The sequence below is a fragment of the Massilia antarctica genome, assembly GCF_015689335.1.
Taxonomy (GTDB): Bacteria; Pseudomonadota; Gammaproteobacteria; order Burkholderiales; family Burkholderiaceae_D; genus Telluria_A; species Telluria_A antarctica.
Genome location: NZ_CP065053.1, coordinates 222,951 through 247,035 on the forward strand (window position 1 = coordinate 222,951; position 24,085 = coordinate 247,035).

16 protein-coding genes are annotated in these 24,085 nt (G+C 63.6%); 11 read left to right on the forward strand and 5 right to left on the reverse strand.

What is annotated here, in order from left to right:
* Nucleotides 1-514 precede the first annotated feature (514 nt).
* The 6 genes from IV454_RS01025 (at nucleotide 515) to IV454_RS01050 (ending at nucleotide 9,266) form a co-directional block, all read left to right on the forward strand.
* The gene (locus IV454_RS01025) at nucleotides 515-3,706 is read left to right on the forward strand and encodes an Rne/Rng family ribonuclease (protein WP_206089801.1); all 3,192 of its coding nucleotides are present in this window, start codon (nucleotides 515-517) and stop codon (nucleotides 3,704-3,706) included.
* Nucleotides 3,707-3,792: 86 nt separating this feature from the next.
* A complete protein-coding gene (gene chrA, locus IV454_RS01030; protein WP_206089802.1) occupies nucleotides 3,793-5,127 on the forward strand; it encodes a chromate efflux transporter in 1,335 nt (444 codons plus the stop codon).
* Entirely contained in the window at nucleotides 5,120-6,229 is a 1,110-nt protein-coding gene (gene moaA, locus IV454_RS01035) for a GTP 3',8-cyclase MoaA (protein ID WP_206089803.1), read from the forward strand. Before chrA ends, moaA begins: the two co-directional genes overlap by 8 nt.
* A complete protein-coding gene (gene mobA, locus IV454_RS01040; protein WP_206089804.1) occupies nucleotides 6,230-6,841 on the forward strand; it encodes a molybdenum cofactor guanylyltransferase MobA in 612 nt (203 codons plus the stop codon).
* A gap of 19 nt (nucleotides 6,842-6,860) precedes the next feature.
* Nucleotides 6,861-8,144 carry a molybdopterin molybdotransferase MoeA gene (gene moeA / locus IV454_RS01045; protein WP_206089805.1) on the forward strand — a complete coding sequence of 428 codons (1,284 nt, stop codon included), beginning with the start codon at nucleotides 6,861-6,863 and terminating at the stop codon, nucleotides 8,142-8,144.
* Between the two features lie 243 nt (nucleotides 8,145-8,387).
* Nucleotides 8,388-9,266, forward strand: coding sequence for an MHFG family PEP-CTERM protein (locus IV454_RS01050; protein ID WP_206089806.1), 879 nt, complete (start codon nucleotides 8,388-8,390; stop codon nucleotides 9,264-9,266).
* Between the two features lie 152 nt (nucleotides 9,267-9,418).
* Here IV454_RS01050 and IV454_RS01055 read toward each other — a convergent pair whose 3' ends face one another.
* From IV454_RS01055 to cqsA, 3 genes are read right to left on the reverse strand one after another with little or no spacing between them, the layout of a single operon-like run.
* Nucleotides 9,419-10,741 carry a DNA recombination protein RmuC gene (locus tag IV454_RS01055; protein ID WP_206089807.1) on the reverse strand — a complete coding sequence of 441 codons (1,323 nt, stop codon included), beginning with the start codon at nucleotides 10,739-10,741 and terminating at the stop codon, nucleotides 9,419-9,421.
* 4 nt (nucleotides 10,742-10,745) lie between these two features.
* Entirely contained in the window at nucleotides 10,746-11,135 is a 390-nt protein-coding gene (locus IV454_RS01060; protein ID WP_206089808.1) for a group II truncated hemoglobin, read from the reverse strand.
* Nucleotides 11,136-11,167: 32 nt separating this feature from the next.
* Nucleotides 11,168-12,412, reverse strand: a complete 1,245-nt coding sequence (cqsA, locus tag IV454_RS01065) for an alpha-hydroxyketone-type quorum-sensing autoinducer synthase (RefSeq protein WP_206089809.1) — start codon at nucleotides 12,410-12,412, stop codon at nucleotides 11,168-11,170.
* Nucleotides 12,413-12,563: 151 nt separating this feature from the next.
* Between cqsA and IV454_RS01070 the strand changes: the two genes are divergently transcribed.
* A complete protein-coding gene (locus IV454_RS01070; protein ID WP_229521987.1) occupies nucleotides 12,564-13,874 on the forward strand; it encodes a sensor histidine kinase in 1,311 nt (436 codons plus the stop codon).
* A gap of 20 nt (nucleotides 13,875-13,894) precedes the next feature.
* The gene (locus IV454_RS01075; protein ID WP_206089810.1) at nucleotides 13,895-14,890 is read left to right on the forward strand and encodes a response regulator; all 996 of its coding nucleotides are present in this window, start codon (nucleotides 13,895-13,897) and stop codon (nucleotides 14,888-14,890) included.
* 11 nt (nucleotides 14,891-14,901) lie between these two features.
* Here the strand turns inward: IV454_RS01075 and IV454_RS01080 are convergent, their stop codons facing one another.
* Both IV454_RS01080 and IV454_RS01085 read right to left on the reverse strand, forming a co-directional pair.
* A complete protein-coding gene (locus IV454_RS01080; RefSeq protein ID WP_206089811.1) occupies nucleotides 14,902-17,433 on the reverse strand; it encodes an ABC transporter permease in 2,532 nt (843 codons plus the stop codon).
* Nucleotides 17,434-17,451: 18 nt separating this feature from the next.
* The gene (locus IV454_RS01085; RefSeq protein ID WP_206089812.1) at nucleotides 17,452-18,465 is read right to left on the reverse strand and encodes an adenosine deaminase; all 1,014 of its coding nucleotides are present in this window, start codon (nucleotides 18,463-18,465) and stop codon (nucleotides 17,452-17,454) included.
* 569 nt (nucleotides 18,466-19,034) lie between these two features.
* On the opposite strand from IV454_RS01085, the gene IV454_RS01090 reads away from it, so the two are divergent.
* From IV454_RS01090 to IV454_RS01100, 3 genes are all read left to right on the forward strand, one after another.
* Nucleotides 19,035-20,957: a PrkA family serine protein kinase gene (locus IV454_RS01090; protein ID WP_206089813.1), complete on the forward strand. Its 1,923-nt coding sequence runs from the start codon at nucleotides 19,035-19,037 to the stop codon at nucleotides 20,955-20,957.
* Nucleotides 20,958-21,043: 86 nt separating this feature from the next.
* On the forward strand, nucleotides 21,044-22,312 hold the full coding sequence (locus IV454_RS01095; protein WP_206089814.1) for a YeaH/YhbH family protein: 1,269 nt from the start codon (nucleotides 21,044-21,046) through the stop codon (nucleotides 22,310-22,312).
* Nucleotides 22,313-22,342: 30 nt separating this feature from the next.
* Nucleotides 22,343-23,869: a SpoVR family protein gene (locus tag IV454_RS01100; protein ID WP_206089815.1), complete on the forward strand. Its 1,527-nt coding sequence runs from the start codon at nucleotides 22,343-22,345 to the stop codon at nucleotides 23,867-23,869.
* Nucleotides 23,870-24,085: the final 216 nt, after the last annotated feature.

Consider the following 24,085-nt stretch of genomic DNA (forward strand, 5'->3'; position numbering starts at 1 on the left):
CGGCGCGAATCAAGGTTGCACCGTTGTTGTAATCGGATAACGCGCAAGGCTGCGGAATGGATTGTTTGGAATTGTAAGGATAAGTACTGGCGAGCTGTCCCTCGGGGCCAGCTCGCCGGATGTTGGCGTCGATAACGCTTGTCGTTTTCGCCCGACCCGATGTAAGCCTCATCCTGAAGGCTTGAGAATAAGGGCTGGTGTTTAAGCCTGGTATCGAGTCTTAGTATGTTCGCTGGCTACGGTTTGGCTCACTGATTTGCTCACCGCCTGGCTTTGTCTGTGCCCCGATCACACCGGGGCTGCTTCAGCTAAGTTGCAGGTGATGCGTGCACTCGGCATGTCGATCGACCCCACTGCGCCCTGTTGCGGCCGTAACGCTTTGCGTTGCTGCGCCGTGCGAAAAGGCATACCCACCCTCCACTTCCCTTCCCGCGTACATCCCTGTACTTTTCGCCGCCCCGCGCCCAGCGCAGAGCGGCACTAGAACGGCCCCCGGGTCGCGGAGTCAATAAAAATGAAACGCATGTTGTTTAACGCTACGCAGCAGGAAGAACTGCGCGTAGCGATTGTCGACGGTCAGAAACTGATCGACATCGATATCGAAACCGCCGGTCGCGAACAGCGCAAGTCGAATATCTACAAGGGCGTGATTACCCGGATCGAACCCTCGCTCGAAGCTTGCTTCGTCAGCTACGGCGAAGACCGCCACGGTTTCCTCCCATTCAAGGAAGTCGCCCGCACCTATTTCCGCGAAGGCGTCGACGTCCGTACCGCTTCGGTCAAGGAAGCGCTGCGCGAAGGCCAGGAAATCATGGTCCAGGTCGAAAAAGAAGAACGCGGCAACAAGGGCGCCGCCCTGACCTCCTTCGTTTCCCTGGCCGGCCGTTATCTGGTCCTGATGCCGAACAATCCGCGCGGCGGCGGCGTGTCGCGCCGGGTCGAAGGCGAAGAACGCCAGGAACTGCGCGAAACGATGGACAAGCTGGACCTGCCGCAAGGCATGTCGGTGATTGCCCGCACCGCCGGCATCGGCCGCAATGTCGAAGAACTGCAATGGGACTTGAATTACCTGATGCAACTGTGGCGCGCGATCGAAGGCGCCGGCAAGTCGGCCAGCGGCGCTTTCCTGATCTACCAGGAATCGTCGCTCGTGATCCGCGCGATCCGCGATTACTTCCAGCCCGATATCGGCGAGATCCTGATCGATACCGACGATATCTACGAACAAGCGCACCAGTTCATGCGCCACGTGATGCCCGACATGATCCACCGGGTCAAGCGTTACAGCGACGATGTACCGCTGTTTTCGCGCTTCCAGATCGAACACCAGATTGAAACCGCGTATTCGCGCACCGTGCCCCTGCCGTCCGGCGGCGCCATCGTCATCGACCACACTGAAGCCCTCGTCTCGGTCGACGTCAACTCGGCCCGTGCCACGCGCGGCTCCGACATCGAAACCACCGCATTCAATACCAACTGCGAAGCGGCCGAAGAAGTAGCACGCCAGCTGCGCCTGCGCGACCTTGGCGGCCTGATCGTCATCGACTTCATCGACATGGAAGTGGCGAAGAACCAGCGCGAAGTCGAAACCCGCCTCAAGGATGCCCTGCACCACGACCGTGCACGCGTCCAGATGGGCAAAATTTCCCGTTTCGGCCTGATGGAACTGTCGCGCCAGCGCCTGCGTCCTTCCTTGTCGGAAGGCTCGCACGTGACCTGCCCGCGCTGCTCCGGCACCGGCCACATCCGCGATACCGAATCGTCCGCCCTGCAGGTGCTGCGCATCATCCAGGAAGAAGCGATGAAGGAAAATTCGGCCACCATCCACGTGCAGGTTCCCGTGGACGTTGCCGCTTTCCTGCTCAATGAAAAGCGTGGCGAAGTGCTCAAGATCGAGAACCGCCACCGCATCAGCGTGATCCTGATCCCGAACAAGCATCTGGACACGCCGCACTACAAACTCGAACGCATCAAGCACGACGATCCGCGCCTCGAAGACAGCCAGGCCAGCTACAACCTGGCCGAAGAAGCGGAAACCGACATGGCTTACAGCAAGCGCCAGAAGGAAGAAGTCAAGCCGCGCCAGGAAGCCGTCGTCAAGACCATTACCCCGGACCAGCCTGCCCCAATGGTGGACCGTTCCGAAGTGCTCAAGCCAGTCGCCCCGCCAATCCAGGCACCGGTACTGACCGCGCCCGAGGAAGAAGGCTTCCTGGCCAAGATCATGGGCTTCTTCTTCAAGAAGGAAGCACCCGTCATCGTCGCTCCGGCGCCAGTCGCCCCGGCCAAGCCGGCCGCTGCGCCTGCCGGCCGCGAAGACCGCAACGGCCGTGGCCCGCGTGCCCGTACCCGTGGCGGCAAGCCGGACGGCCGCCCTGAGCGCGAGCCGGGCAAGCCAGCCGCACTGGAAGAAGCAGGCAAGCCGGGCGACGCCGACAAGGCCGCCCGTCCGCCGCGTCCTCCACGTCCACCGCGCGAGCCGCGTGAGCCGCAAGTCGACGCCGCCGGCGCGCCGGTGGCAGCGCGCGCCGAACGTGGCGAGCGCGCAGAGCGTGGCGAGCGTCCGGAACGTGGTGAGCGCACCGAGCGCGCACCGCGTCCACCGCGCGAACGCGCCGACTACCGCACCCCGGTAGCCGAAGCGAAAACCGACGAACTGGCTGCCGCGCCGGTCGTGGCGGATGCGCTCGTGGTCAATGTCGTGGTGCCGCAAGGCGATGAAGAAGCAGCCGCGCCGAAAATGATCACCACGATCGGCCCGAACGGTGAAGAAATCGAAGTCGAAGCCGGTGGCGATGAGCCGCGCCGTCGTCGTCGTCGTGGCGGTCGCAACCGCAATCGCCGCGACCGCGACCAGGCCGATGGCATGGACGGCGAAGACGGCGACGTTGTCAACGAAGCCAGCTTCACCGTCGAACCAGCGCCAGCGGATGCACCGTCCTTCGAGAAGGCAGAAGCGCCGGTGTTCGCCGCCGCCGAGCCTATCGTGGCCCGGCCTGTCGTGGCCCGGCCTATCGTGGCCCCGCCTGTCGTTGCCGAGGCAGCAGCGGTGGAAGCTGCGCAAGCTGAAGCCGAAGCCGCACCTGAGCCCGTGTCGGAATACGTGGTGACGCCAGCGCCGGTGCAAGCACCAGTGGAAGCACCAGCGCCTGCGCCAGTCGAAGCTGCACCAGCCCCGGCCCCGGCCCCGGTAATGGAAGCGGCGCCGGCACCTGCCGAGCCAGCTCCAGTGGCCGAGGTAGTTGCCGCAGCACCAGTCGAAGTAGCGCCGGAAGTTGCTCCAGTTGTTGCTCCGGTAGTTGCTCCAGTACGTGAAGAAATCGTTCCGGCAACGATGTTCACCCCTGCCGATCCGGTTGCCGAGGAAGCTGCGGCTGCCGAAACAAGGGCTACTGAGGAAGCGGCGCCGGTCGAAGCAGCGGCGACACCTGCCGCAGCACCTGCCCCGGCCCCCGTCGCGCCACCAGCGCCGCCTGCACCAGCGCCAGTTGCAGCGGTGCCAGTTGCCGCCGCACCGGTTGCCGACTTGGCCGAGATCCTCGGTTCGGCCGGCCTGACCCTGGCGGCCACCGATCCTGAAAAGCTGCGTGCAGCCCAGGAAGCGGCCGCCAGCGCAGCGCCACCGGTGCGCGTGCCACGCGAGCGCAAGCCGCTGCCGCCGCAAGTCGATGAGCCGCTGGTTCAGGTAGACACCAGCCGCCAGTAATCAGGGCGCAACAAAAAAAGGGGAAGCCGAGGCTTCCCCTTTTTTACGTGAAAGACCAGCGTATTTCCTTTGAACCTGAGTGAACGATGACTATTCCAGCCGATATGGCCCCCGCTCCCGTTACCCTGCGCATGGCTTTCTGGTATTGGCTCAAGCTCGGCTTCATCAGCTTTGGCGGGCCGGCCGGCCAGATCGCGCTGATGCACAGCGAACTGGTCGAGCGGCGCCGCTGGATTTCCGAACAGCGCTTTTTGCACGCACTCAACTACTGCATGCTGCTCCCCGGCCCCGAAGCGACCCAGCTCGCCATCTACATCGGCTGGCTGATGCACAAGACCCGCGGCGGCATCGTGGCAGGCCTGCTGTTCTTCCTGCCCTCGCTACTGATCCTGATCCTGCTGTCGTGGATCTACATGGCCTGCGGCACCCTGCCCGTGGTCGCCGGCGTCCTGTACGGCATCAAGCCGGCGGTGGTGGCCGTGGTGCTGGCGGCCGCCTGGCGCATCGGCTCACGCACCCTGAAAAACCGCACCCTGCTGGCCATCGCCGTCGCCGCCTTCCTCGCCATCGCCCTGGCCGAAGTGCCATTTCCGCTGATCGTGCTGGCGGCGGCCACCATCGGCTTTATCGGCGCCAGGGTACTGCCGGCGCACTTCCAGGTCGGCGGCCAGCATCCGGACAGCCGCGCCTCGTATGGCGTCGCCCTCATCGACGACAACACTCCCACACCAGCGCATGCCCGCTTCACCTGGCCGCGCCTGGCGCGCGTGACCCTTGGCGGCCTGGCGCTGGGCGCAGGCGTGTGGCTGCTGCTGGCATGGCGCTACGGCGCGGCGGGCGCGCTGGCGCAGATGGGCTGGTTCTTCACCAAGGCCGCGCTGATGACCTTCGGCGGAGCCTATGCCGTGCTACCCTATGTCTACCAGGGCGGCGTCGAGCACTATCAATGGCTGACCGCATCCCAGATGATCGATGGCCTGGCGCTGGGCGAAACCACACCAGGGCCCCTGATCATGATCGTCGCCTTTGTCGGCTTCGTGGGTGCCTGGAGCCACACGATTTTCGGCCCGGGCAGCGTACTGCTGGCCGGCGTGGCCGGCGCCTGCGTCGCCACCTTCTTCACCTTCCTGCCCTCGTTCATGTTCATCCTGGCCGGCGGCCCGCTGGTGGAAGCGACGCGCGACAATGTGCGCATGACGGCGCCGCTGACCGCCATCTCGGCGGCGGTGGTGGGCGTAATCGTCAGCCTGGCGCTGTTCTTCGGCCAGCACGTCTTTGTACATCACGGACAGGTCGACATCGCGGCAATCGCCATCAGCGCGGCCGCCTGCGTGGCGCTGTTCCGCTTCAAGGTGGGGACCATCAAACTGCTCGCCGCCTGTGCCGTCGCGGGCCTCGTGCTATCGTATCGGCATGGCTGAAAAAATTATCATGCTCAGCGACGGCCGCGCGCCGCCGCCGGCAATCCCCGCGCGGCTCGACGCGCCCACCGGTCTCCTGGCCGATGCGCTCGGGCGGCCCCTGCACGACCTGCGCATCTCCGTCACCGACCGCTGCAATTTCCGCTGCGTGTACTGCATGCCCAAGGAGGTGTTCGACAAGGACTACGCCTACCTGCCGCATGCCTCGCTGCTGTCGTTCGAGGAAATCACCCGCATCGCGACCCTGTTCGTCGCCCATGGCGTGGAAAAGCTGCGCCTGACCGGTGGCGAACCGCTGCTGCGCAAGAACCTGGAACGCCTGGTCGGCATGCTCAGCGCCCTGCGCACCCCGAGCGGCCGCCCGCTCGACATCACCCTCACCACCAACGGCTCGCTGCTGGCGAAAAAAGCGCAGTCCCTGAAGGATGCGGGCCTGAACCGGGTCACGGTGTCGCTCGACTCGCTCGACGACACTACCTTCAAGCGCATGAACGATGTCGACTTCGCGGTGGCCGACGTGCTGGCCGGGATCGACGCCGCCCACGCCGTGGGCCTGGGGCCCATCAAGATCAACATGGTCGTCAAGGCCGGCATGAACGACCAGGAAATCGTCCCCATGGCGCGCCACTTCAAGGGCAGCCCCTACATCCTGCGCTTCATCGAATACATGGACGTCGGCGCGTCCAACGGCTGGAACCTGGCCGAAGTGATCCCATCGGCGGAAGTGGCGCGCCGCATCTCGGCCGAGATGCCTTTGGTGCCGCAGCAGGCCAACTACAGCGGCGAGACCGCCGCGCGCTGGCGCTATGCCGACGGCGGCGGCGAAATCGGCCTGATCTCCAGCGTCACCCAGGCCTTCTGCAAGGATTGCTCGCGCGCGCGCCTGTCGACCGAGGGCAAGCTGTACACCTGCCTGTTCGCCACCCGTGGCCACGACCTGCGCGCCCTGCTGCGCGAAGGCCGCAGCGACGCCGAGATCTCGGCCGCCATCGGCGCGCTGTGGCAGGTGCGCGCCGACCGCTATTCCGAAACCCGTACCATCAACACCAGCGGCATTGAAAGAGGCGGCAAACGCGTTGAAATGTCGTACATCGGCGGTTAAATGACTCCACAAGAAGACATCACCGGCCTGATTCTGGCCGGAGGACGCGGTACTCGCATGGGCCACGTCGACAAGGGCTTGCAGCCCTTTCGCGGCGCCAGCATGGCCGAGCATGTGATGCGGCGCCTGGCGCCGCAGGTCGGCGCGCTGGCCATCAACGCCAACCAGAACCTCGATGTTTACGCCGCTTTCGGCGTCCCCGTGTGGCCCGACCAGTTGACCGGTTTCGAGGGTCCGCTGGCCGGGCTGGCCACCGGCATGGCCCGCTGCGCCACGCCGCTGCTGGTCACGGCGCCCTGCGACTCGCCGTTTCTGCCGCATGACCTGGTGGCGCGCCTGCGCCAGGCACTCGATGCCGAAGGAGCCGACCTGGCGCTGGCCGAAACGGAAGAAGCTGGACCGGATGGCGTACCGCGCCTCCAGCCGCAGCCCGTCTTCGCCCTCGTCCGGACCAACGCCCTGCCCCGGCTGGAAGCCTACCTTGCCGGCGGCGGGCGCCGCATGGATGGCTGGTACGGCGCCATCAGGGTGGCGCGCGTGCGCTTCGACGATGCCGCCGCCTTCCGCAACATCAACACGCTGGACGAACTGCGCCAGTGCGAACCTGAATAATCCCTCATCCAAGCACACCATGACCATGCCAACCCTGAACGACGTCACCAGCTGTTTGTCGGCCTACGACCCGGACGCCCTGCCCGTGCGCGACGCGCAGCGCATCATCCGCGATTTCATCAAGCCGGTCGACGCTATCGAACAAGTGCCGCTGCTGGCGGCGCTGGACCGGGTGCTGGGTGCTGACATCATTTCGCCGATCAGCGTGCCGGCGCACGACAATTCGGCCATGGACGGCTACGCCCTGCGCGGCGCCGACCTGTCCGCGGACAGCCCGGTCACCCTGGCGGTGATGGGCACGGTGTTCGCGGGCCGCCCGTCCGGGGTGGTGCCGGGCAGCGGCGAATGCGTGCGCATCATGACCGGCGGCGTCATGCCGGCCGGCTGTGACAGCGTGATCCCGCAGGAGCTGGTCGCGGCAATCGGCGAGGACAGCATCACCATCGCACCGGGCGTGATCCGCAGCGGCGACAACCGCCGCTTCGCGGGCGAAGACCTGATGACTGGGAGCGCCGCCCTGCGCAAGGGTAAAGTCATCCGCCCGGCCGACCTGGGGCTGCTGGCATCGCTCGGCATCGCCACGGTGCCGGTGGCGCGGCGCCTGCGCGTGGCGTTCTTTTCCACCGGCGATGAACTGCGTTCGATCGGCCAGCCGCTCGACGCCGGCTGCGTCTACGACAGCAACCGCTACACCCTGCACGGCATGCTCACGCGCCTGGGTTGCGAGATCGTCGACATGGGCATCGTGCGCGACGATCCGCAAGCGCTGGAAGACGCGCTGCGCCACGCCTGCGAAAACGTGGATGCCATCGTCACTTCGGGCGGTGTATCGGTCGGCGCGGCCGACTACACGCGCCAGATCATGGCCAAACTGGGCGACGTGAGCTTCTGGAAGATCGGCATGCGCCCGGGCCGGCCGCTGGCGTTCGGGCGTATTGCATCGAACGGCCACGATGCGTTTCTGTTTGGCCTGCCCGGCAATCCGGTCGCCGTGATGGTATCGTTCTACTTCTTCGCGCGCGACGCGCTGCTGCGCATGATGGGCGCCGATGCGCCGCTGCCGATGCTCAAGGTACGTTCGGCTGGCGCCATCCGCAAAAAACCGGGGCGCACCGAATACCAGCGCGGCATCCTCGAACGCGATGGCGAGGGCTGGCAGAGCGTGCGTATCACCGGCTCGCAAGGTTCCGGCATCCTGCGTTCGATGAGCGAAGCGAACTGCATGGTGGTCTTGCACGACGAGCAAGGCAACGTCGATGCGGGCGATCTGGTCGACATCATTGTGTTCGACGGCTTGATCTGACAAATCTATTGCACATCGGTTTAATTGTGATCACTATGATAATTACGTTGTTTTTTAATCACTGTGATTTGTCATAGCTTGCCTATTCGTTGCTGTATTTTCCATAGAGTGTTCATAGGAGAAATGCCTTAAAAGCATCCTTAATAGCAAAATACTATCATCCTGATGGGCATGTTTTATGGGCGAACGGACCTGTTCGCTTGCTAGTATCAATCTCTACGCTAATCAGATTGGTCAGAGATCATGATGCCCGCAACCCGCATTGCCGTCGCAAGCTACAAGGTTTCTCGCCCTGTGCGGGCCTGGGTGTTGATGCTGGGAGCGGTGCTGATACTGGCGGCGAACCAAGTCCAGGCAGCGTCCGGTCAACGGATCGAGAAATGCGACTGGGATCATCCCGGCGTAAATCCCTTCATGGGCGATGTGGTGGCGGCCGTGGACCGCTATCGCGACATTCCGCCGCTGGTGCGTGCGCGTCTCAAGGAGCGCATGGCGGACCGCAACTTCGACGAATTCGTGACCATCGGACGCGACTCGATCAAGGGCCAGAACGACTACGAACCAAAGATCCGCGACATGCATTTCGGCGCCGGCACGGTGTGCGGCAGCGTCTCGCGCGCCGGCTGGAGCGCCAGGACCAAACAGGCGGGATTGGTGTATTGCGAAGGAGATCACTGCATCCTGGTGCCGACAGTGTGCCGCAACGTGAGCCGCATTCATCGCCTGGGTACCAGCGGACCGTCGAGGAGGCACGCCGAGGGCGGCCCCGGTTCGTCGATGTCGCTGTCCGCAGAACCAGCGGCACCGGAAAGCGAACTGGCGCTCGCGCTGCGCGGCACCAGCGCCGAGCCTAAGTCACCCATCGCCGAGCGCGCACCGAGCACGCCACCGGGACTGATTGCCTACCAGGGTGGGGTTCCAGTCACGCCAATCGGGCCTGGGGGCTTCGGGCCGCCGTTCAGGGACGGGCCGACTACCGGCATCGACCTCACGCCCGTCCCCGACACCAACCTGCCCGCGGTACCAGTGCCCGAGCCGGAACAATGGATGATGATGGGATTAGGACTGGCTGCGGTGCTGGGCGCCGCGCGGCGGCGCCGCCCGCACTTGTCGCCGCTCTAGCCTGCGTCGCCTGCTCTAGCCTCCGTCGCCCCCGCGCAGGCGGGGGCCCAAGTTCGTAGAGCCGCTAACGACTGAGCGGAAAACTTGGCCCCCCACCGAGTGCCGCCCTGGCGCGGGGGCGACGTTGCATCCGCTAACGTCGAAACATGCTCTCACCCCTCACTGTCGATATCAGGCCCCAGCATCAGCTGCGCCGCTTCGCTCGGCAACGCCTCCACCGACTTGAGCTTGCGCGCCATCTGGCGGCTGCGCACTTCCGCATTCTCGATATTCTTGGCCGCCTTTTCCAGGGTCAGCTTGGTCTGCGTGAGTACATCGCCAAACTTGGTAAATTCCGTCTTCACCGCCCCCAGCACCTGCCACACTTCGGACGAGCGCTTTTCCAGCGCCAGCGTACGGAATCCCATCTGCAAACTATTCAGAATCGCCGACAGGGTCGACGGTCCCGCAATCGATACGCGCAAGGTGCGCTGCAGATCGTCGGCCAGGCCGGGCCTGCGCATGACCTCCGCATACAGCCCCTCGGTCGGCAGGAACAGGATCGCAAAATCGGTGGTCAGCGGCGGCGAAACGTACTTGTCGCAAATGGTCTTCGCTTCCAGCCGCACAGCACGTTCGAGCTCGCGCCCGGCCAGCGCCACGCCGTCGGCATCGGCCCGGTCGGCCGCGTCAAGCAAGCGTTCGTACTGCTCCTTGGGGAACTTGGCATCGATCGGCATCCACACCGGCGCGCCGCCTTCGACATGGCCGGGCAGCTTGATCGCAAACTCGACCCGCGCCCCGCTGCCGGGAATGGTCTCGACATTCTTCGCATACTGGTCCACCGTCAGCACCTGTTCGAGCAGCATTTCAAGCTGCACTTCGCCCCAGGTGCCGCGCGTCTTCACGTTCGTGAGCACTCGTTTCAGATCGCCCACGCCGATCGCCAGCTGCTGCATCTCGCCCAGTCCCTGGTGCACCCGCTCCAAGCGCTCCGACACCTGGCGGAACGATTCGGACAAACGCGTCTCCAGGGTGGCGTGCAGCTTCTCGTCGACCGTCTTGCGCATTTCTTCCAGGCGCGCACCGTTATCGTTCTGCAGGTCGCCGATCTTCGCTTCCAAGGTCGCGCGCACTTCGAGCATGCGCCGGGCGTTCGATTCGGTCAGCGCCGACAGGGTCTGGTGCATGGTATCGGCAAAGCGCTTGAGCGTGGCCGACTGCTCTTCGCGCCCGCTGACGCTGGCCAGGTGAATCTGCTGGCGCATGCTGTCGAGCTGCTGCACGGTGGCGCCGTGATATTGCGCGAGACTGGCGCCGATGTCCTGGCGCGTGCCCTGGGCGCCGGCCTGCGATTCCAGGCGCAGCTCGCGTTCCAGCCGTTCCAGCTGCGCGGCGCCACCGCTGCTGCCGCGCGCGCGCAGCAGCAGTACCACCTGCAAAATAATGATGACAACCGCCAGCGCGGCGAGGATCAGGAATTCGGTCTGGGTCATCGAATCAGCCGTCTTTGTTGCGCATCCAGTCGGCGGTCTGGTAGAACGACTCCATCAGGCGCAAGCGCAGCGCTTCGTCGATGCCGATGTCTTCCATCGCCCACGCCATGGCGCGCAGCCACTGATCGCGTTCGCTGCTGCCGATGGCGAACGGCAGGTGGCGCGCGCGCAGGCGTGGATGGCCGTACTGTTCGACGAACAGGTCGGGCCCGCCCATCCAGCCGCTCAGGAACATGAACAGCTTCTGGCGCGAGCCTTCCATCGACGGCGGATGCAGCGTGCGGATGCCGGCGAACTCGGGTTCGAGCTCCATCAGGTCGTAGAAGCGGTCGACCATCTCGCGCACGCGCGCTTCGCCACCGATGACGTCATACAGGGTTTGTGGTTCACTCATGCCGCCATGATAGCGCAGCAGGCGCGCCGCTGTCAGACCAGTGTGAGGCGGCGCAGGCGCCGCGTGGAGGGCCAGCTGTCCATGCCCACCTCCAGGCGCATGTCGGCGCAGGCCTCGATCAGGCGAGAACACTGCGCGCCCGTCAGGCCGCTGTTGAGCGTGAGGCGTACCAGCGAGCGGTTCTTGGCGGTGGCTGGCGCGCAGAACACGGCGCCGTGGACGCCGCGCTTTTCCAAGGCCTTGCGCAGCGCCAGGGTGCGCGGTTCCGGCCCCGCTTCGAGCGCGACGATTTGTTCGCTGCCGTCGTCGACGTTGTAGCCCAAGGCGCGCAGGCCTTCCCTCACCGTGCGCGTGATCCGCGCCAGCGCGGCGCGGCGGCCGTCGGCGCCGGCGATGAAGTCGAGCGCGGCATCGAACCACGCCAGCTCGTGCTCCAGCAGGCAGGAGCTGAAGATCGCCGGGCGCGAGGCCGACAGGAAGTAGCCCTTGAAATGGCTGGAACAGGTAATGAAGCCGGCGCGCCCGGCGAAGCTCTTGGCCAGCGAGGCGGTGCGAAAGTGCACTTGCCCCTCCAGCCCCAGCGCCGCCACCAGTCCGGCCCCGCGCGGACCGTGGGTGCCGACCGAATGCGATTCGTCCACCACCAGAATGCTGCCGCTGTCGGCGGCGATGCGCGCGACGTCGTGCAGCGGCGCGACGCTGCCGTTGGTGCTGTACAGCGCATCGACCACGATCACGCCGGGACCGTGCTTGCGCACCTGGCGCTCCAGGTGCGCCGCATCGTTGTGCAGGAACGGCAGCGCCGCGGCCTGCGCCGACTGCACGCCTTCCCACAGCGAGGCGTGCGCCATCATGTCGAGATAGACCGGCACGCCCGGCCCGGCGATGGTCTGCAGCAGGCCGACATTGGCGGCCCAGCCGGACTGGGTCAGCACCGCGTCTTCGGCACCCAAGAAGGCGGCCAGCTTCGCTTCCAGCCGGTGCTGGGCGCTGCCCTCCTGCAGGAACACGGAGGACATCAGCATGCCCGCACGGCTCGCGACGAGGCAGCGCGCCTGCGCCTCCAGCAAGGCCGCTTCGCCGGAAATGCACAGGTAGTCGTTGCTGGCCAACATGATTGCGCCGGGCTGGGGCGGTGTCCACACGTGCAGATGTTCACCGCCCAGCAACTGCGCCACGCGCGTCACGTAATGCTCATCCATGCGGCCGGTGACGAAGGATGGCATGGCCAGTTCGGCGCGCACGGCAGTCGAAATTTGATCGGCAGCAAAAGACATGAATTCTCCTTGGAAAAATTATTCATTCTGTGCCGCCCTTCCTTGACATTCGTGCAACATCGATGGGACTTGACATATATCAAATTGCAAAATATCAACATAGGTCAAGATTGTTCTTTCCCGCCATCTGTGCGAGTCCGGAAAGCATTCCATGATGTTTGCCAGCGCCCCTGCCCCGTTTTTCACCGACCGCTTGCGTGAATTCGTTCTGCACTGGCTGCTGCGATGGCTGGCGCACAACGAGCGTCATCACGCCCATGCGGCCGGACGCTTCATCGTGCTGGCGTGGATCGGCTTTCTGGGCATGCCGGCCTATTATTCGATCTGGACCTACTGGTTCCCGCAGGAGTTCGAGAGCCTCACCCTGCGCCTGGTCGGCGCGGCCCTGTGCCTGCCCGCGCTGGCCCCGGGGCGCCTGCTGCGCGGGCGCTTCGTGAATGCCTATCTGTTCATCGCGGTGACGTATGTGCTGCCGTTCCAGTTCGCCTTCATGTACCTGATGAATCACGGTTCGGCCGTGTGGAGCCAGTCGCTGCTGATCGCGCTGACGGTGCTGTTCCACTTCCGCACGCGCCTGGCCTTGAGCGCCTGCGCCACCGGCACCGTGCTGGCCTGCGCCCTGTTCGCGCTGGTCGGCGAACCGGCCTTCATGCTCAGCCCCACCGTGCTGGAACAGCTGCCGATCTACGCCTTCACCATCGTCGCCGTGTCGGTGGCCAAGGCCGGGCGCGGGGCGCTCGAGCGCGAAAAGCTGGCCGGCATGGCGCACGGCCTGGCCAGCGTGTCGCACGAACTGCGCACGCCCCTGATCAGCGTCGAGGCCAATGTGCGCGGCATCCACCGCCGCATCACGCCGCCGGCCCGCGCCAGCGAGGCGGACTGGCAGGCGATGAGCGAGGCGATGGCGCGCATCCAGTACGAGGTGCGCCACATGAACCACATGATCGACCTGTTCCTGCTGTCGGCCAGCGCGGTCGAGCAGCAGCTCGAAGCGACCGAGGTGATATCGATGCGCGAGGTGGTCGAGTCGGTGATCCGGCGCTATCCGTTCGCGGCGCAGTCGCAGCGCGACGCGGTCAAGGTCGACATCCGCACCGACTTCCGCTTCGCCGGCAAGCACGAGCTGTCGGTCGTCATTTTGCTCAACCTGCTGCGCAATGCGCTCAAGGCGCTGCACCGGGCCGGCAAGGGGCGCATCCGCATCGTCGTCGACGGCCGTCCCGACACGCCGCGCCTGCTGGTGATCGATACCGGCTGTGGCATCGCCGCGCGCCAGCTGCCGATGATCTTCCAGCGCTTCTATTCCTACCCGCCCAGTTCCGGCGCCGGCATCGGGCTGGCCCTGTGCAAGGACATCATCGATGCCTGGCAGGCCAGCATCCGCTGCGTCTCGCGCGAGCTTGGCTACACCATGTTCGTGCTCGAATTCCCTCGCGTGGCCGCGGCGCCGCCCTCGCATTGACTCCCTATGAAAGGCCCAGCATGCCCCTGCCGATTTACAGCCATCCCAGCCTGACCGTCCTGATCGACGACAGCGACAGCTTCCTGAAAAGCGTCGCCTTCCAGCTCGACCCGGCCCTGGCCAGCAAATGTTTTGCCGATACCAGCAGCGCGCTGGCCTGGATCGGCGCCTACGGCGAACGCCAGCCCGGCCGGCTGGCGGCCAGCTACGATACCTATCCCGGGTCAAAGGAGCGCTGCAACGTCGCCTTCGACATCGACCAGATCCACCGCATCAGCTTCGAGCCGCAACGCTTCATGACGCCGTCGGTGGTGGTGGTCGATTATTCGATGCCGCAGATGGATGGCCTGGAGCTGTGCGAAGCGCTGCGCCACCTGCCCTGCAAAAAAATCCTGTTTACCGGCGTGGCCGACGAAAAAGTGGCGGTCGACGCCTTCAACCGCGGCCTGATCGACCGTTACATCAAAAAGAGCGACGACGATGCGCTCGACAAGCTCGAAGCCGAAATCGTGGCGCTGCAGCAGGCGTATTTCGCGGCCCGCTCCGATCCGCTGCGCGACCTGCTGGAGCTGCACAACCACAGCTTCCTGAGCGACCCGGCGTTTTCCGCGGTGGTGCGCATGGTGGCGGAGCAGCACGGGATCGTCGAACATTATCTGTATCCGAATCCGGCCGGCATCCTGCTGTACGACGCGCGCGGACGCGCCCAGCTGATGGTGGTCGAAACCGAGGCCGGGATGAACGCGCACTACGAGGTGGGTTGCGACAACGATGCGCCGCCGTCGTTCCTGCAGGCGGTGCGCGAGCGCTGCATCGTGCCGTATTTTCGCGAGGGCGACGGCATGTATGCGCGCGATTTCGCCCGCAACTGGCACCGCTGGACCGCGCCCGCGCAGCGCTGCCGCGGGACGCAGACCAACTATTACTGGGCACTGTTCCCGCTGGCACCGGGCCAGCTGGAACAACCAGCCCACCCGTTCGCGGCCTTCCTGCACGAGCGCGAGATGGCGTCCTGATGCCAAGGTGCTTACGTACCGCGCAAGGTCTGCAAGGGCGGCTGGCGCAGGACATTGCGCAGCCCGAGCCAGCCGCCGATGATGGCGCACAACGCGCCCACCACCAGCCCGGCCAGCCACACCATCGGGCTGAAAATCCACGGGAACTTGAACTGGTAAGTGGCCAGCGCCCAGCCCAGCGCCGCCGCGCCCGACGCGGCCAAGAGGCCCGCCAGTCCGCCCACCAGCGAGAACTCGATCCACTGCGCGCGCGAGAGCTGCTTGCGGGTCGCGCCCAGCGCGCGCAGCAGGCCCGCCTCGCGGGTGCGCTCGTCCTGCGATCCCATCAGCGCCGCGTACAGCACCAGCACCCCGGAGGCCAGGGTGAACAAGAACAGGAATTCGACCGCGGCAACCACCTGGTCCAGCACTTCCTGCAACTGGCGGATGATGCCGCTCACGTCGATCACCGTCAGGTTCGGGTAATCGCGCGTCAGGGCGTTGGTGAACGCGCTTTGCGCCGGCGGCAGGTGGAAGGCCGTCATGAAGGTTTGCGAGGTTTTCTCCATCGCCCCCGGGTTGATGATCACGAAAAAATTCGCGCGCATCGAGCCCCATTCCAGCTTGCGCAGGCTGGTCACTTTCGTGTCGACCACAGTGCCGCCGACGTCGAAGCGCATGGTGTCGCCCAGTTTCAGGCCGAGCGTCTTGGCGATGCCCTGCTCGACCGAGGCTTCGGCCACGCCAGGCGCATCCCGGTACCAGCGGCCGGCCACGATCTGGTTCGAGGCCGGCATGTCGTTCATGGTCGAGAGGTTGAATTCGCGCTCGGCCAGGCGGCGCGCATTGTCGTCGGCGTAGCTGGCGGCGGTGATCGGCTGGCCGTTGACGGCGGTCAGGCGCCCGCGGATCATCGGGAACATCGGCGCTTCGCTGACCCTGGCGGCGGCGATGCGCTGGGCGACTTCGTTCTTTTGGTCGGGCAGGATGTTGATGATGAAGCGGTTCGGCGCGTCCGGCGGAGTGGCGCTGCGCCAGGCCGTCATCAGGTCGCCGCGCACCACGGTCAGCAGCAGCAGGGCCATCAGGCCGAGCGCCAGCGACACCACTTGCACGATGGTGGCGCCCGGGCGGCGCTGCAGCGAGGTGACGGCGAAGCGCCAGCTCTGGTTATCGACCGCGCCGCGCAGCGTCTTGAGGGCTGCCAGGCTGCCCCAGGCCACCAGCGCGAAGACGGCGAAGCCACCCAGGAAGCCGGCCGCGGTGGACAGCGCCAGGGTGACGTCGCCCGCCTGCCACAGCATCAGGCCGACGAATACGATCAGGCCCAGGCCGTAGGTGGCCAGCGCCATCGGCTTGGGGGCTGCCTGTTCACGCCGGATCACCCGGTTGTGCGGCACATTGCGCAGTTGCAGGACCGGCGGCAGCGCGAAGCCGACCAGCAGCAGCATGCCGGTGGCGATGCCCTGCAGCGCCGGCAGGAAGGAAACCGGCGGCAGGTCGGTGCTGAGCATGGAGCCGATCAGCTGCATCAGCACGAAGTGACCGCCGAAGCCGACCAGCACCCCGAGCGCGCTGCCGGCCAGGCCGACCAGCGCGAATTCGATCAGGTACAGCATGGTGACCTGGTTTTGCGTCAGGCCGAGGCAGCGCAGCATGGCGCAGGCGTCCAGGTGGCGCAGCATGAAGCGGCGCGCGGCCATGGCCACGGCGACCGCCGCCAGCATGGCCGAGAGCAGGCCGACCAGCGACAGGAAGCGGTCGGCGCGGTCGAGCGTGGAGCGCATTTCGGGACGGCCGTTTTCGAGCGACTCGACGCGCACGCCGCGCACCTTGTCCGCGTCGATGCGCGCCGTGATCCATTCTTCAAACGCCTTCACGCTGTTGGTGTCGTTGTTCGATGGTGCGCTCACCTGCAGGCGGTAGGTGACTCTCGAACCGTTGTCGATCAGGCCGGTGGCGGCCAGGTCGGCGATGGAGAGCATCACGCGCGGCGCAAAATTGGCGAACGAGGGGCCGCGGTCCGGTTCCGAGGCGATCAGCCTGGTGATCGTGAATTCCTTGTCGCCCACGCGAATGCGGCTGCCGACACCGGTCTTGAGCGCGCTGACGATATTCGGATCGACCCACACCGTGCCCGCCGCAGGTGTGGTGTCGGTCTTTTCGCCGAGGGCGGCGCTGGCCTGGTCCATGCTGGTGGTGATGCGCAGCCGGCCGCGCAGCGGATAGCCGGGCGAGACGGCCTTGATGGCCGCCAGCAGCGACACCGATTGCTCGCCCTGGCCCGCCTGCGCCATGCTGGGGAAGGTCACCGTGTCGGCCAGCACCAGGCCGCGCTTGACGGCTTCGGCGCGCCAGGCCGGATCGAGCGGCTGGTCGGCATTGACCAGCAGGTCGGCGCCGAGCAGCTGGTGCGCATCGCGATTGAGGCCGCTGCGCATGCGGTCGATGAAGAAACCGACCGCCGACAGCGCCGAGACGGCGATGATCAGGGCGATCAGCAGGAAGCGCAGTTCACCGGCGCGCCAGTCGCGCGCGGTCATTCGGAGCGATTGAATCAGCATGGAGAGGTGGCGCCCGGTTTACAGGGCGACACCAGCAAAATACTGCTCGACTTCAGCCAGGAAGGCGCGCTTGGCTTCGGGCTCCAGAAAGGAGGCCGTGAAGCTGTTGCGGGCCAGCTGGCGCGCGTGGGCGGCGCTCAGGGGCAGCGCGTCGAACACGGCCAGGAAGTTGGCGTTCATGTAGCCGCCGAAGTAAGCCGGATCGTCCGAGTTGACGGTGGCGACCAGGCCGGCGTCGAGCAGGGTCACGAGGTTATGTTCTTCCATCGCGCCGAACACGCGCAGCTTGACGTTCGACAGCGGGCAGACCGTCAGCGCGATCTGCTCCCTGGCCAGGCGCGCGCTCAGTTCCGGGTCTTCCAGGCAGCGCACGCCGTGGTCGATGCGCTCGACATTGAGCACGTCGAGCGCGGTTTCGATATAGGCCGGCGGGCCTTCTTCGCCGGCATGGGCGACCAGGTGCAGGCCGAGCTGGCGGCAGCGCTCGAACACGCGGGTGAATTTTTCGGGCGGATGGCCGCGCTCGGACGAGTCGAGGCCGACCCCGATGATCTTGTCGCGGAAGGGCAAGGCTTCTTCCAGGGTGGCAATGGCGTCATCTTCGCTCAGGTGGCGCAGGAAACACATGATCAGGGTGGCGCTGATGGGGCCGTCCTGGCAGGCGCGCCAGATGCCCTTGATCACGGTCTCGAACGGTACGCCGCGCGCGGTGTGGGTTTGCGGGTCGAAAAAGATCTCGGCATGGCGCACATGGTCGGCGTGGGCACGCGCAAGGTAAGCCATGGTCATGTCGTAGAAGTCCTGCTCCTTGAGCAAGACGCTGGCGCCCGCATAATAGATATCGAGGAAGGATTGCAAGTCGCTGAAGGCATAGGCGGCGCGCAACTCGTCCACCGAGCCATAGGCCAGGGAAACACCGTTTCTTTGCGCGAGCGCAAAAATGAGTTCCGGTTCGAGCGAACCTTCGATGTGGATGTGCAATTCGGCCTTGGGCATCTGTTGCACAATATTTCTCATCTGGTCGTTCAGCATCGTATTTCTCCGTCGGTAATGGGTGTGTCGTCAGACAGCAGTGTAGCGCAAGCACGCCGCGGCCAAAGTTCAGGGCGGAAAATGTGTGACACGCCAGGCGATTTTCGTGCGCCATCGGACGCCGAGTTCGTGCACTATCCAATCACCTTCGATGGTCGCGATGTTCTTCTTTCATTAGTGCAGGAAACCTTGATCAAGACGACATGCATAACGAACATCTAAGGCAAAAATGAGACAGCGCACAAGGTTGGAAACATGCTGTTTTTCCGTTTTAAATCAATCACTTAACATCGTTACATCAGCTTACTCTACATTACTTTGACTTCCGGAACTATTAGGCACATAATAAATTTCATAGGCGTAAGAAAGACCTTGTCGGCATCGAAAAATCACCGGGAACACCGGTAAAAATAATAAATATCCTTATCCGTTTTTTGTTTCAGACACGCTGGAACAGGAAAGCACGTGACGGTCCAAAGAAGTACGCCAACGATCAGGGCTGGACAGCATCCCGATGGTACGTCTGCCAGTGACAGTGAAGTAGTGACAGCACATTAAAGGACATTCAAATGACCATTTTTGACAACTACGCAGCTCGCTACGAGCGTACCCGCGAAGAGGAATATTCCCTTTCTGAGTATCTGGCACTGTGCAAAAAGGATAAGCTCACCTATGCCAGCGCACCGGAACGCATGCTGGCCGCGATCGGCGAGCCGACCCTGGTGGACACGCGCAACGACACGCGCCTGTCGCGCATCTTCGCCAACAAGGTGATCAAGATTTATCCGGCCTTCCGCGATTTCTACGGCACCGAGGAAGTCATCGAACAGGTGGTGTCGTACTTCCGCCATGCCGCGCAGGGCCTGGAAGAACGCAAGCAGATCCTCTACCTGCTCGGCCCGGTGGGCGGCGGCAAGTCATCGATCGCCGAAAAACTCAAGGTATTGATGGAACAGGTGCCCTTCTATGCGCTGAAAGGCTCGCCGGTGAACGAATCGCCGCTCGGCCTGTTCAACGAGGAAGAAGACGGCGTCATCCTGGAAGAGGATTACGGCATTCCGCGCCGCTACCTGCGTACTATCCCAAGTCCGTGGGCGGTCAAGCGCCTGCATGAATTCAATGGCGACATCAACCAGTTCCGCGTGGTCAAGCGCTATCCGTCGGTGCTCAAGCAGATCGCCATTTCCAAGACCGAACCAGGCGACGAGAACAACCAGGATATTTCTTCGCTGGTCGGCAAGGTCGATATCCGCAAGCTCGAAGATTATGCCCAGGACGACCCGGATGCCTACAGCTACTCCGGCGGCCTGTGCCTGGCCAACCAGGGCCTGATGGAATTCGTCGAGATGTTCAAGGCGCCGATCAAGGTGCTCCATCCCCTGCTGACGGCCACGCAGGAAGGCAATTACAAGGGGACCGAGGGTTTCGGCGCGATTCCTTTCGATGGCATCATCCTGGCGCACTCGAACGAATCGGAGTGGAAAACCTTCCGCAACAACCGCAATAACGAAGCCTTCCTGGACCGGATTTACATCGTCAAGGTACCGTATTGCCTGCGCGTGTCGGACGAGATCAAGATCTACGACAAGTTGATCCGCAACTCCTCGCTGGAGCTGGCGCCGTGCGCGCCGGGCACCATGAAGATGATGGCGCAGTTCGCGATCCTGTCGCGCCTGAAGGACCCGGAAAATTCGAGCATTTTCTCTAAAATGCTGGTCTACGATGGCGAAAACCTGAAGGATACCGATCCCAAGGCCAAGTCGATGCACGAGTATGTCGATTATGCCGGGGTGGACGAAGGCATGAACGGCTTGTCGACCCGCTTCGCGTTCAAGATTTTGTCGAAGGTCTTCAACTTCGACAATACCGAAGTGGCGGCCAATCCGGTGCACCTGCTGTATGTACTGGAGCAGCAGATCGAGCGCGAGCAGTTTCCGCCCGAAACCGAGCAGCGTTACTTCTCCTATATCAAGGAGCACCTGGCGCAGCGCTATGTCGAGTTCATCGGCAAGGAAATCCAGACCGCCTACCTGGAAAGCTACTCGGAATACGGCCAGAACATTTTCGACCGCTATGTGACCTTCGCCGACTTCTGGATCCAGGACCAGGAATTCCGCGATCCCGACACGGGTGAAAGCTTCGATCGCGATTCGCTCAACAACGAGCTGGAAAAGATCGAAAAGCCGGCCGGCATCAGCAATCCCAAGGATTTCCGCAATGAGATCGTCAACTTCGGCTTGCGGGCGCGGGCGACCAACGGCGGCAAGAATCCGGCGTGGACCAGTTATGAAAAATTCCGCACCGTGATCGAGAAAAAGATGTTCTCGAATACAGAGGAACTGCTGCCGGTCATTTCGTTCAATGCCAAGGCCAGTGCCGAGGATGCGAACAAGCACGCCGATTTCGTGGCGCGCATGGTGGAAAAAGGATATACCGCCAAGCAGGTGCGCCTGCTGTGCGAATGGTATCTGCGCGTGCGCAAGTCGTCGTAAGTCGGCCTTCGGCGGGCTGTCATGGTCCGCCTGGCCGCCAACGGCGCCCGCCAGGCGCAAACAGGATTTGAAGCAGGAGGCCCGTTTTGACTTACCTCATCGACCGACGCTTGCAAGGCAAGAACAAGTCAGCGATCAACCGAGAGCGCTTCCTACGGCGATACAAAAGCCAGATCAAGGACGCTGTCGGGCGCGCCATCAAGGGCCGCTCGATCACCGACATTGAAAATGGCGAGAAGGTATCGATTCCCGTCAAGGATGTGAACGAACCGAATTTCGGCCACGCCCACGGCGGCGTGTGGGAAACCATCAACCCCGGCAACAAGGAATACCAGAAAGGCGACCAGTTCAGCCGGCCCAAGGGCGGCGGCGGAGCGGGCCGCGGCAAGGCGGGCAATAGCGACCAGCAATCGGAAGACGATTTCATCTTCGAGCTCTCGCGCGAAGAATTCATGAATTACTTCTTCGAAGACCTGGAATTGCCGAATATGGTCAAGACCCAGCTGACCGCGACCACGGAATTCAAGAACCAGCGCGCCGGCTACAATATGTCGGGCACGCCATCGAACATCCACGTGCTGCGTTCCCTGCGCGGCGCGCTCGGGCGGCGCATCGCGGTCGGCGGCAGTTCGCGCAAGGCCGTGCTGCAGGCCGAGAGCGAACTGATCGAACTGCTGGAAGAAGGCGCCCCGCTGGACGACCCGAGGGTGGTCGAACTCAAGCGCCTGATCCATCATCTGCACACCAAGCTGCTGGCGATCCCCTTCATCGACCCGTTCGACCTGCGCTACAGCAACCGCATCAAGGTACCGAAGCCGATGACGCAAGCCGTGATGTTCTGCATCATGGACGTGTCGGGCTCGATGGACGAGACGCGCAAGGATACCGCCAAGCGCTTCTTCATCCTGCTGTACCTGTTCCTCAAGCGCGCCTACGACAAGATCGAGGTGGTGTTCATCCGCCACCACACGGCCGCGTCCGAAGTGGATGAGGAAGAATTCTTCCATTCGCGCGAATCGGGCGGCACCGTGGTGTCCTCGGCCCTGCACCTGCTGACCAAGATCATCGGCGAGCGCTACGGCAGCGGCGAGTGGAACAGTTATGTCGCGCAAGCCTCCGACGGCGACAATTGGGACAACGACTCGCTGCTGTGCAAGCAGCTGCTGATCAATACCATCATGCCCTCGGTCCAGTATTACACCTACGTGGAAATTACCGACGGCCCGCCGCAGAACCTGTGGGAGCAGTACGCCGAAGTGTCGAATCACCATGCGAACTTTGCGATGCAAAAAATTGTCACACCTGCCGACATCTATCCAGTCTTCCGTGAACTATTCAAGAAGCAGCCAAAATAGTTAACTCGCCGGCACCAGGAGAACACAGCCATGCCAAGAGACCCCAAACACCCGCGCGCCCTGCCCGAACAGTCGGAATGGACTTTCGACCTGATCGAGCACGCGCACGAGGAAATCCGCCGTGTCGCCAAAAAATTCGGCCTCGACACCTACCCCAACCAGCTCGAAATCATCACCGCCGAGCAAATGATGGATGCCTATACTTCGGTCGGCATGCCGGTGTCGTATAACCACTGGTCGTTCGGCAAGCATTTCCTGTCCACGGAAAAAAGCTACAAGCGCGGCCAGATGGGCCTGGCGTACGAGATCGTCATCAACTCGAACCCCTGCATCGCCTACCTGATGGAAGAAAACAGCCTGACGATGCAGGCGCTGGTCATCGCCCACGCTGCCTACGGGCATAATTCATTCTTCAAGGGCAATTATCTGTTCCGCACCTGGACCGATGCCGACGCCATCGTCGACTATATGGTATTCGCGAAGAACTACATTGCCGAATGCGAACAGCGGCACGGCATCGATGCGGTCGAGCTGCTGCTCGATTCCTGCCATGCGCTGCAGAACTATGGAGTGGACCGCTACAAGCGCCCCGCCAAGCTATCGATGGCGCAAGAAAATGCCCGCCAGAAAGAACGCGAAGAATACGCCCAGTCACAGGTCAACGAGCTGTGGCGCACGGTGCCGCGGCGCGACGAGGAAGCAGCCGATATCGCGATCCCGCGCTTCCCGCCCGAGCCCGAAGAAAACCTGCTGTACTTCATCGAAAAATACGCGCCCCTGCTCGAACCCTGGCAGCGCGAAATGGTGCGCATCACGCGCAAGATTTCCCAGTACTTCTATCCGCAGCGCCAGACCCAGGTCATGAACGAGGGCTGGGCCACCTTCTGGCACTACACGATTTTGCAGGAACTATATAAAGAGGGCATCGTCGGCGATGGCTTCATGATGGAATTCCTGCAAAGCCATACCAACGTCGTGTACCAGCCGCCCGCCACCAGCCAGTATTACAACGGCATCAATCCGTATGCCCTCGGCTTTGCCATGATGAGCGATATCCGCCGCATCTGCGAGGAACCGACCCAGGAAGACCGCGACTGGTTCCCGGCCATTGCCGGCACCGACTGGCGGGTGGCCCTCGACTTTGCGATGCGAAATTTCAAGGACGAAAGCTTTATTGCCCAGTACCTATCGCCGAAACTGATCCGCGACTTCCACTTCTTCGCCGTGCTCGACGACGACAAGAACGAGAAGCTGACCATCTCGGCCATCCACGACGAACGCGGCTACCGCTACGTGCGCCAGCAGCTGGCCGAACAATACAACCTGGGCAACCGCGAACCGAATATCCAGGTCTGGCAGGTCAACACGCGCGATGATCGGGCATTGACCTTGCGCCACACCCAGTTCCAGCGGCGCCCGCTCAACCAGCACGCCCAGGAGGTGCTCAAGCACGTGGCGCGCCTGTGGGGCTTCGATGTCCATCTGGACACCGTGGACCCGTCCGGAAACATCCTCAGCAGCCTGGAGTGCAAGCGCGAGAAGCGCACCCGCTCGTGAGCCGCCATCCGGTGGAAGTCCGGCTGCCGGGCGCTCCACCCGGTCCTACCAGATGAGCGCAACAGAATCGTCCATGCCCGCGCAAAAAAGACTGGTACACGCGCATCAATATGCTATATTGCTGACGTGATGACAGTCATTAGCCAGGCGCATAGCTTGGCGCGCCAGGCTGGTCCGGCATCGCCCCGATGCCGCCCTTTCCGGCGCTGCGCAGCC

Excerpts from the sequence above, each read along its gene's own strand:
- moeA (WP_206089805.1), top strand. The coding sequence starts at position 6,861 with ATGACCATGCCAACCCTGAACGACGTCACCAGCTGTTTGTCGGCCTAC.
- IV454_RS01060 (WP_206089808.1), bottom strand. The coding sequence starts at position 11,135 with ATGAGTGAACCACAAACCCTGTATGACGTCATCGGTGGCGAAGCGCGC.
- moaA (WP_206089803.1), top strand. The coding sequence starts at position 5,120 with ATGGCTGAAAAAATTATCATGCTCAGCGACGGCCGCGCGCCGCCGCCG.
- IV454_RS01080 (WP_206089811.1), bottom strand. The coding sequence starts at position 17,433 with ATGCTGATTCAATCGCTCCGAATGACCGCGCGCGACTGGCGCGCCGGT.
- IV454_RS01075 (WP_206089810.1), top strand. The coding sequence starts at position 13,895 with ATGCCCCTGCCGATTTACAGCCATCCCAGCCTGACCGTCCTGATCGAC.
- chrA (WP_206089802.1), top strand. The coding sequence starts at position 3,793 with ATGACTATTCCAGCCGATATGGCCCCCGCTCCCGTTACCCTGCGCATG.
- IV454_RS01055 (WP_206089807.1), bottom strand. The coding sequence starts at position 10,741 with ATGACCCAGACCGAATTCCTGATCCTCGCCGCGCTGGCGGTTGTCATC.
- cqsA (WP_206089809.1), bottom strand. The coding sequence starts at position 12,412 with ATGTCTTTTGCTGCCGATCAAATTTCGACTGCCGTGCGCGCCGAACTG.
- IV454_RS01090 (WP_206089813.1), top strand. The coding sequence starts at position 19,035 with ATGACCATTTTTGACAACTACGCAGCTCGCTACGAGCGTACCCGCGAA.
- IV454_RS01070 (WP_229521987.1), top strand. The coding sequence starts at position 12,564 with ATGATGTTTGCCAGCGCCCCTGCCCCGTTTTTCACCGACCGCTTGCGT.
- IV454_RS01100 (WP_206089815.1), top strand. The coding sequence starts at position 22,343 with ATGCCAAGAGACCCCAAACACCCGCGCGCCCTGCCCGAACAGTCGGAA.
- IV454_RS01085 (WP_206089812.1), bottom strand. The coding sequence starts at position 18,465 with ATGCTGAACGACCAGATGAGAAATATTGTGCAACAGATGCCCAAGGCC.
- IV454_RS01025 (WP_206089801.1), top strand. The coding sequence starts at position 515 with ATGAAACGCATGTTGTTTAACGCTACGCAGCAGGAAGAACTGCGCGTA.
- IV454_RS01050 (WP_206089806.1), top strand. The coding sequence starts at position 8,388 with ATGATGCCCGCAACCCGCATTGCCGTCGCAAGCTACAAGGTTTCTCGC.
- mobA (WP_206089804.1), top strand. The coding sequence starts at position 6,230 with ATGACTCCACAAGAAGACATCACCGGCCTGATTCTGGCCGGAGGACGC.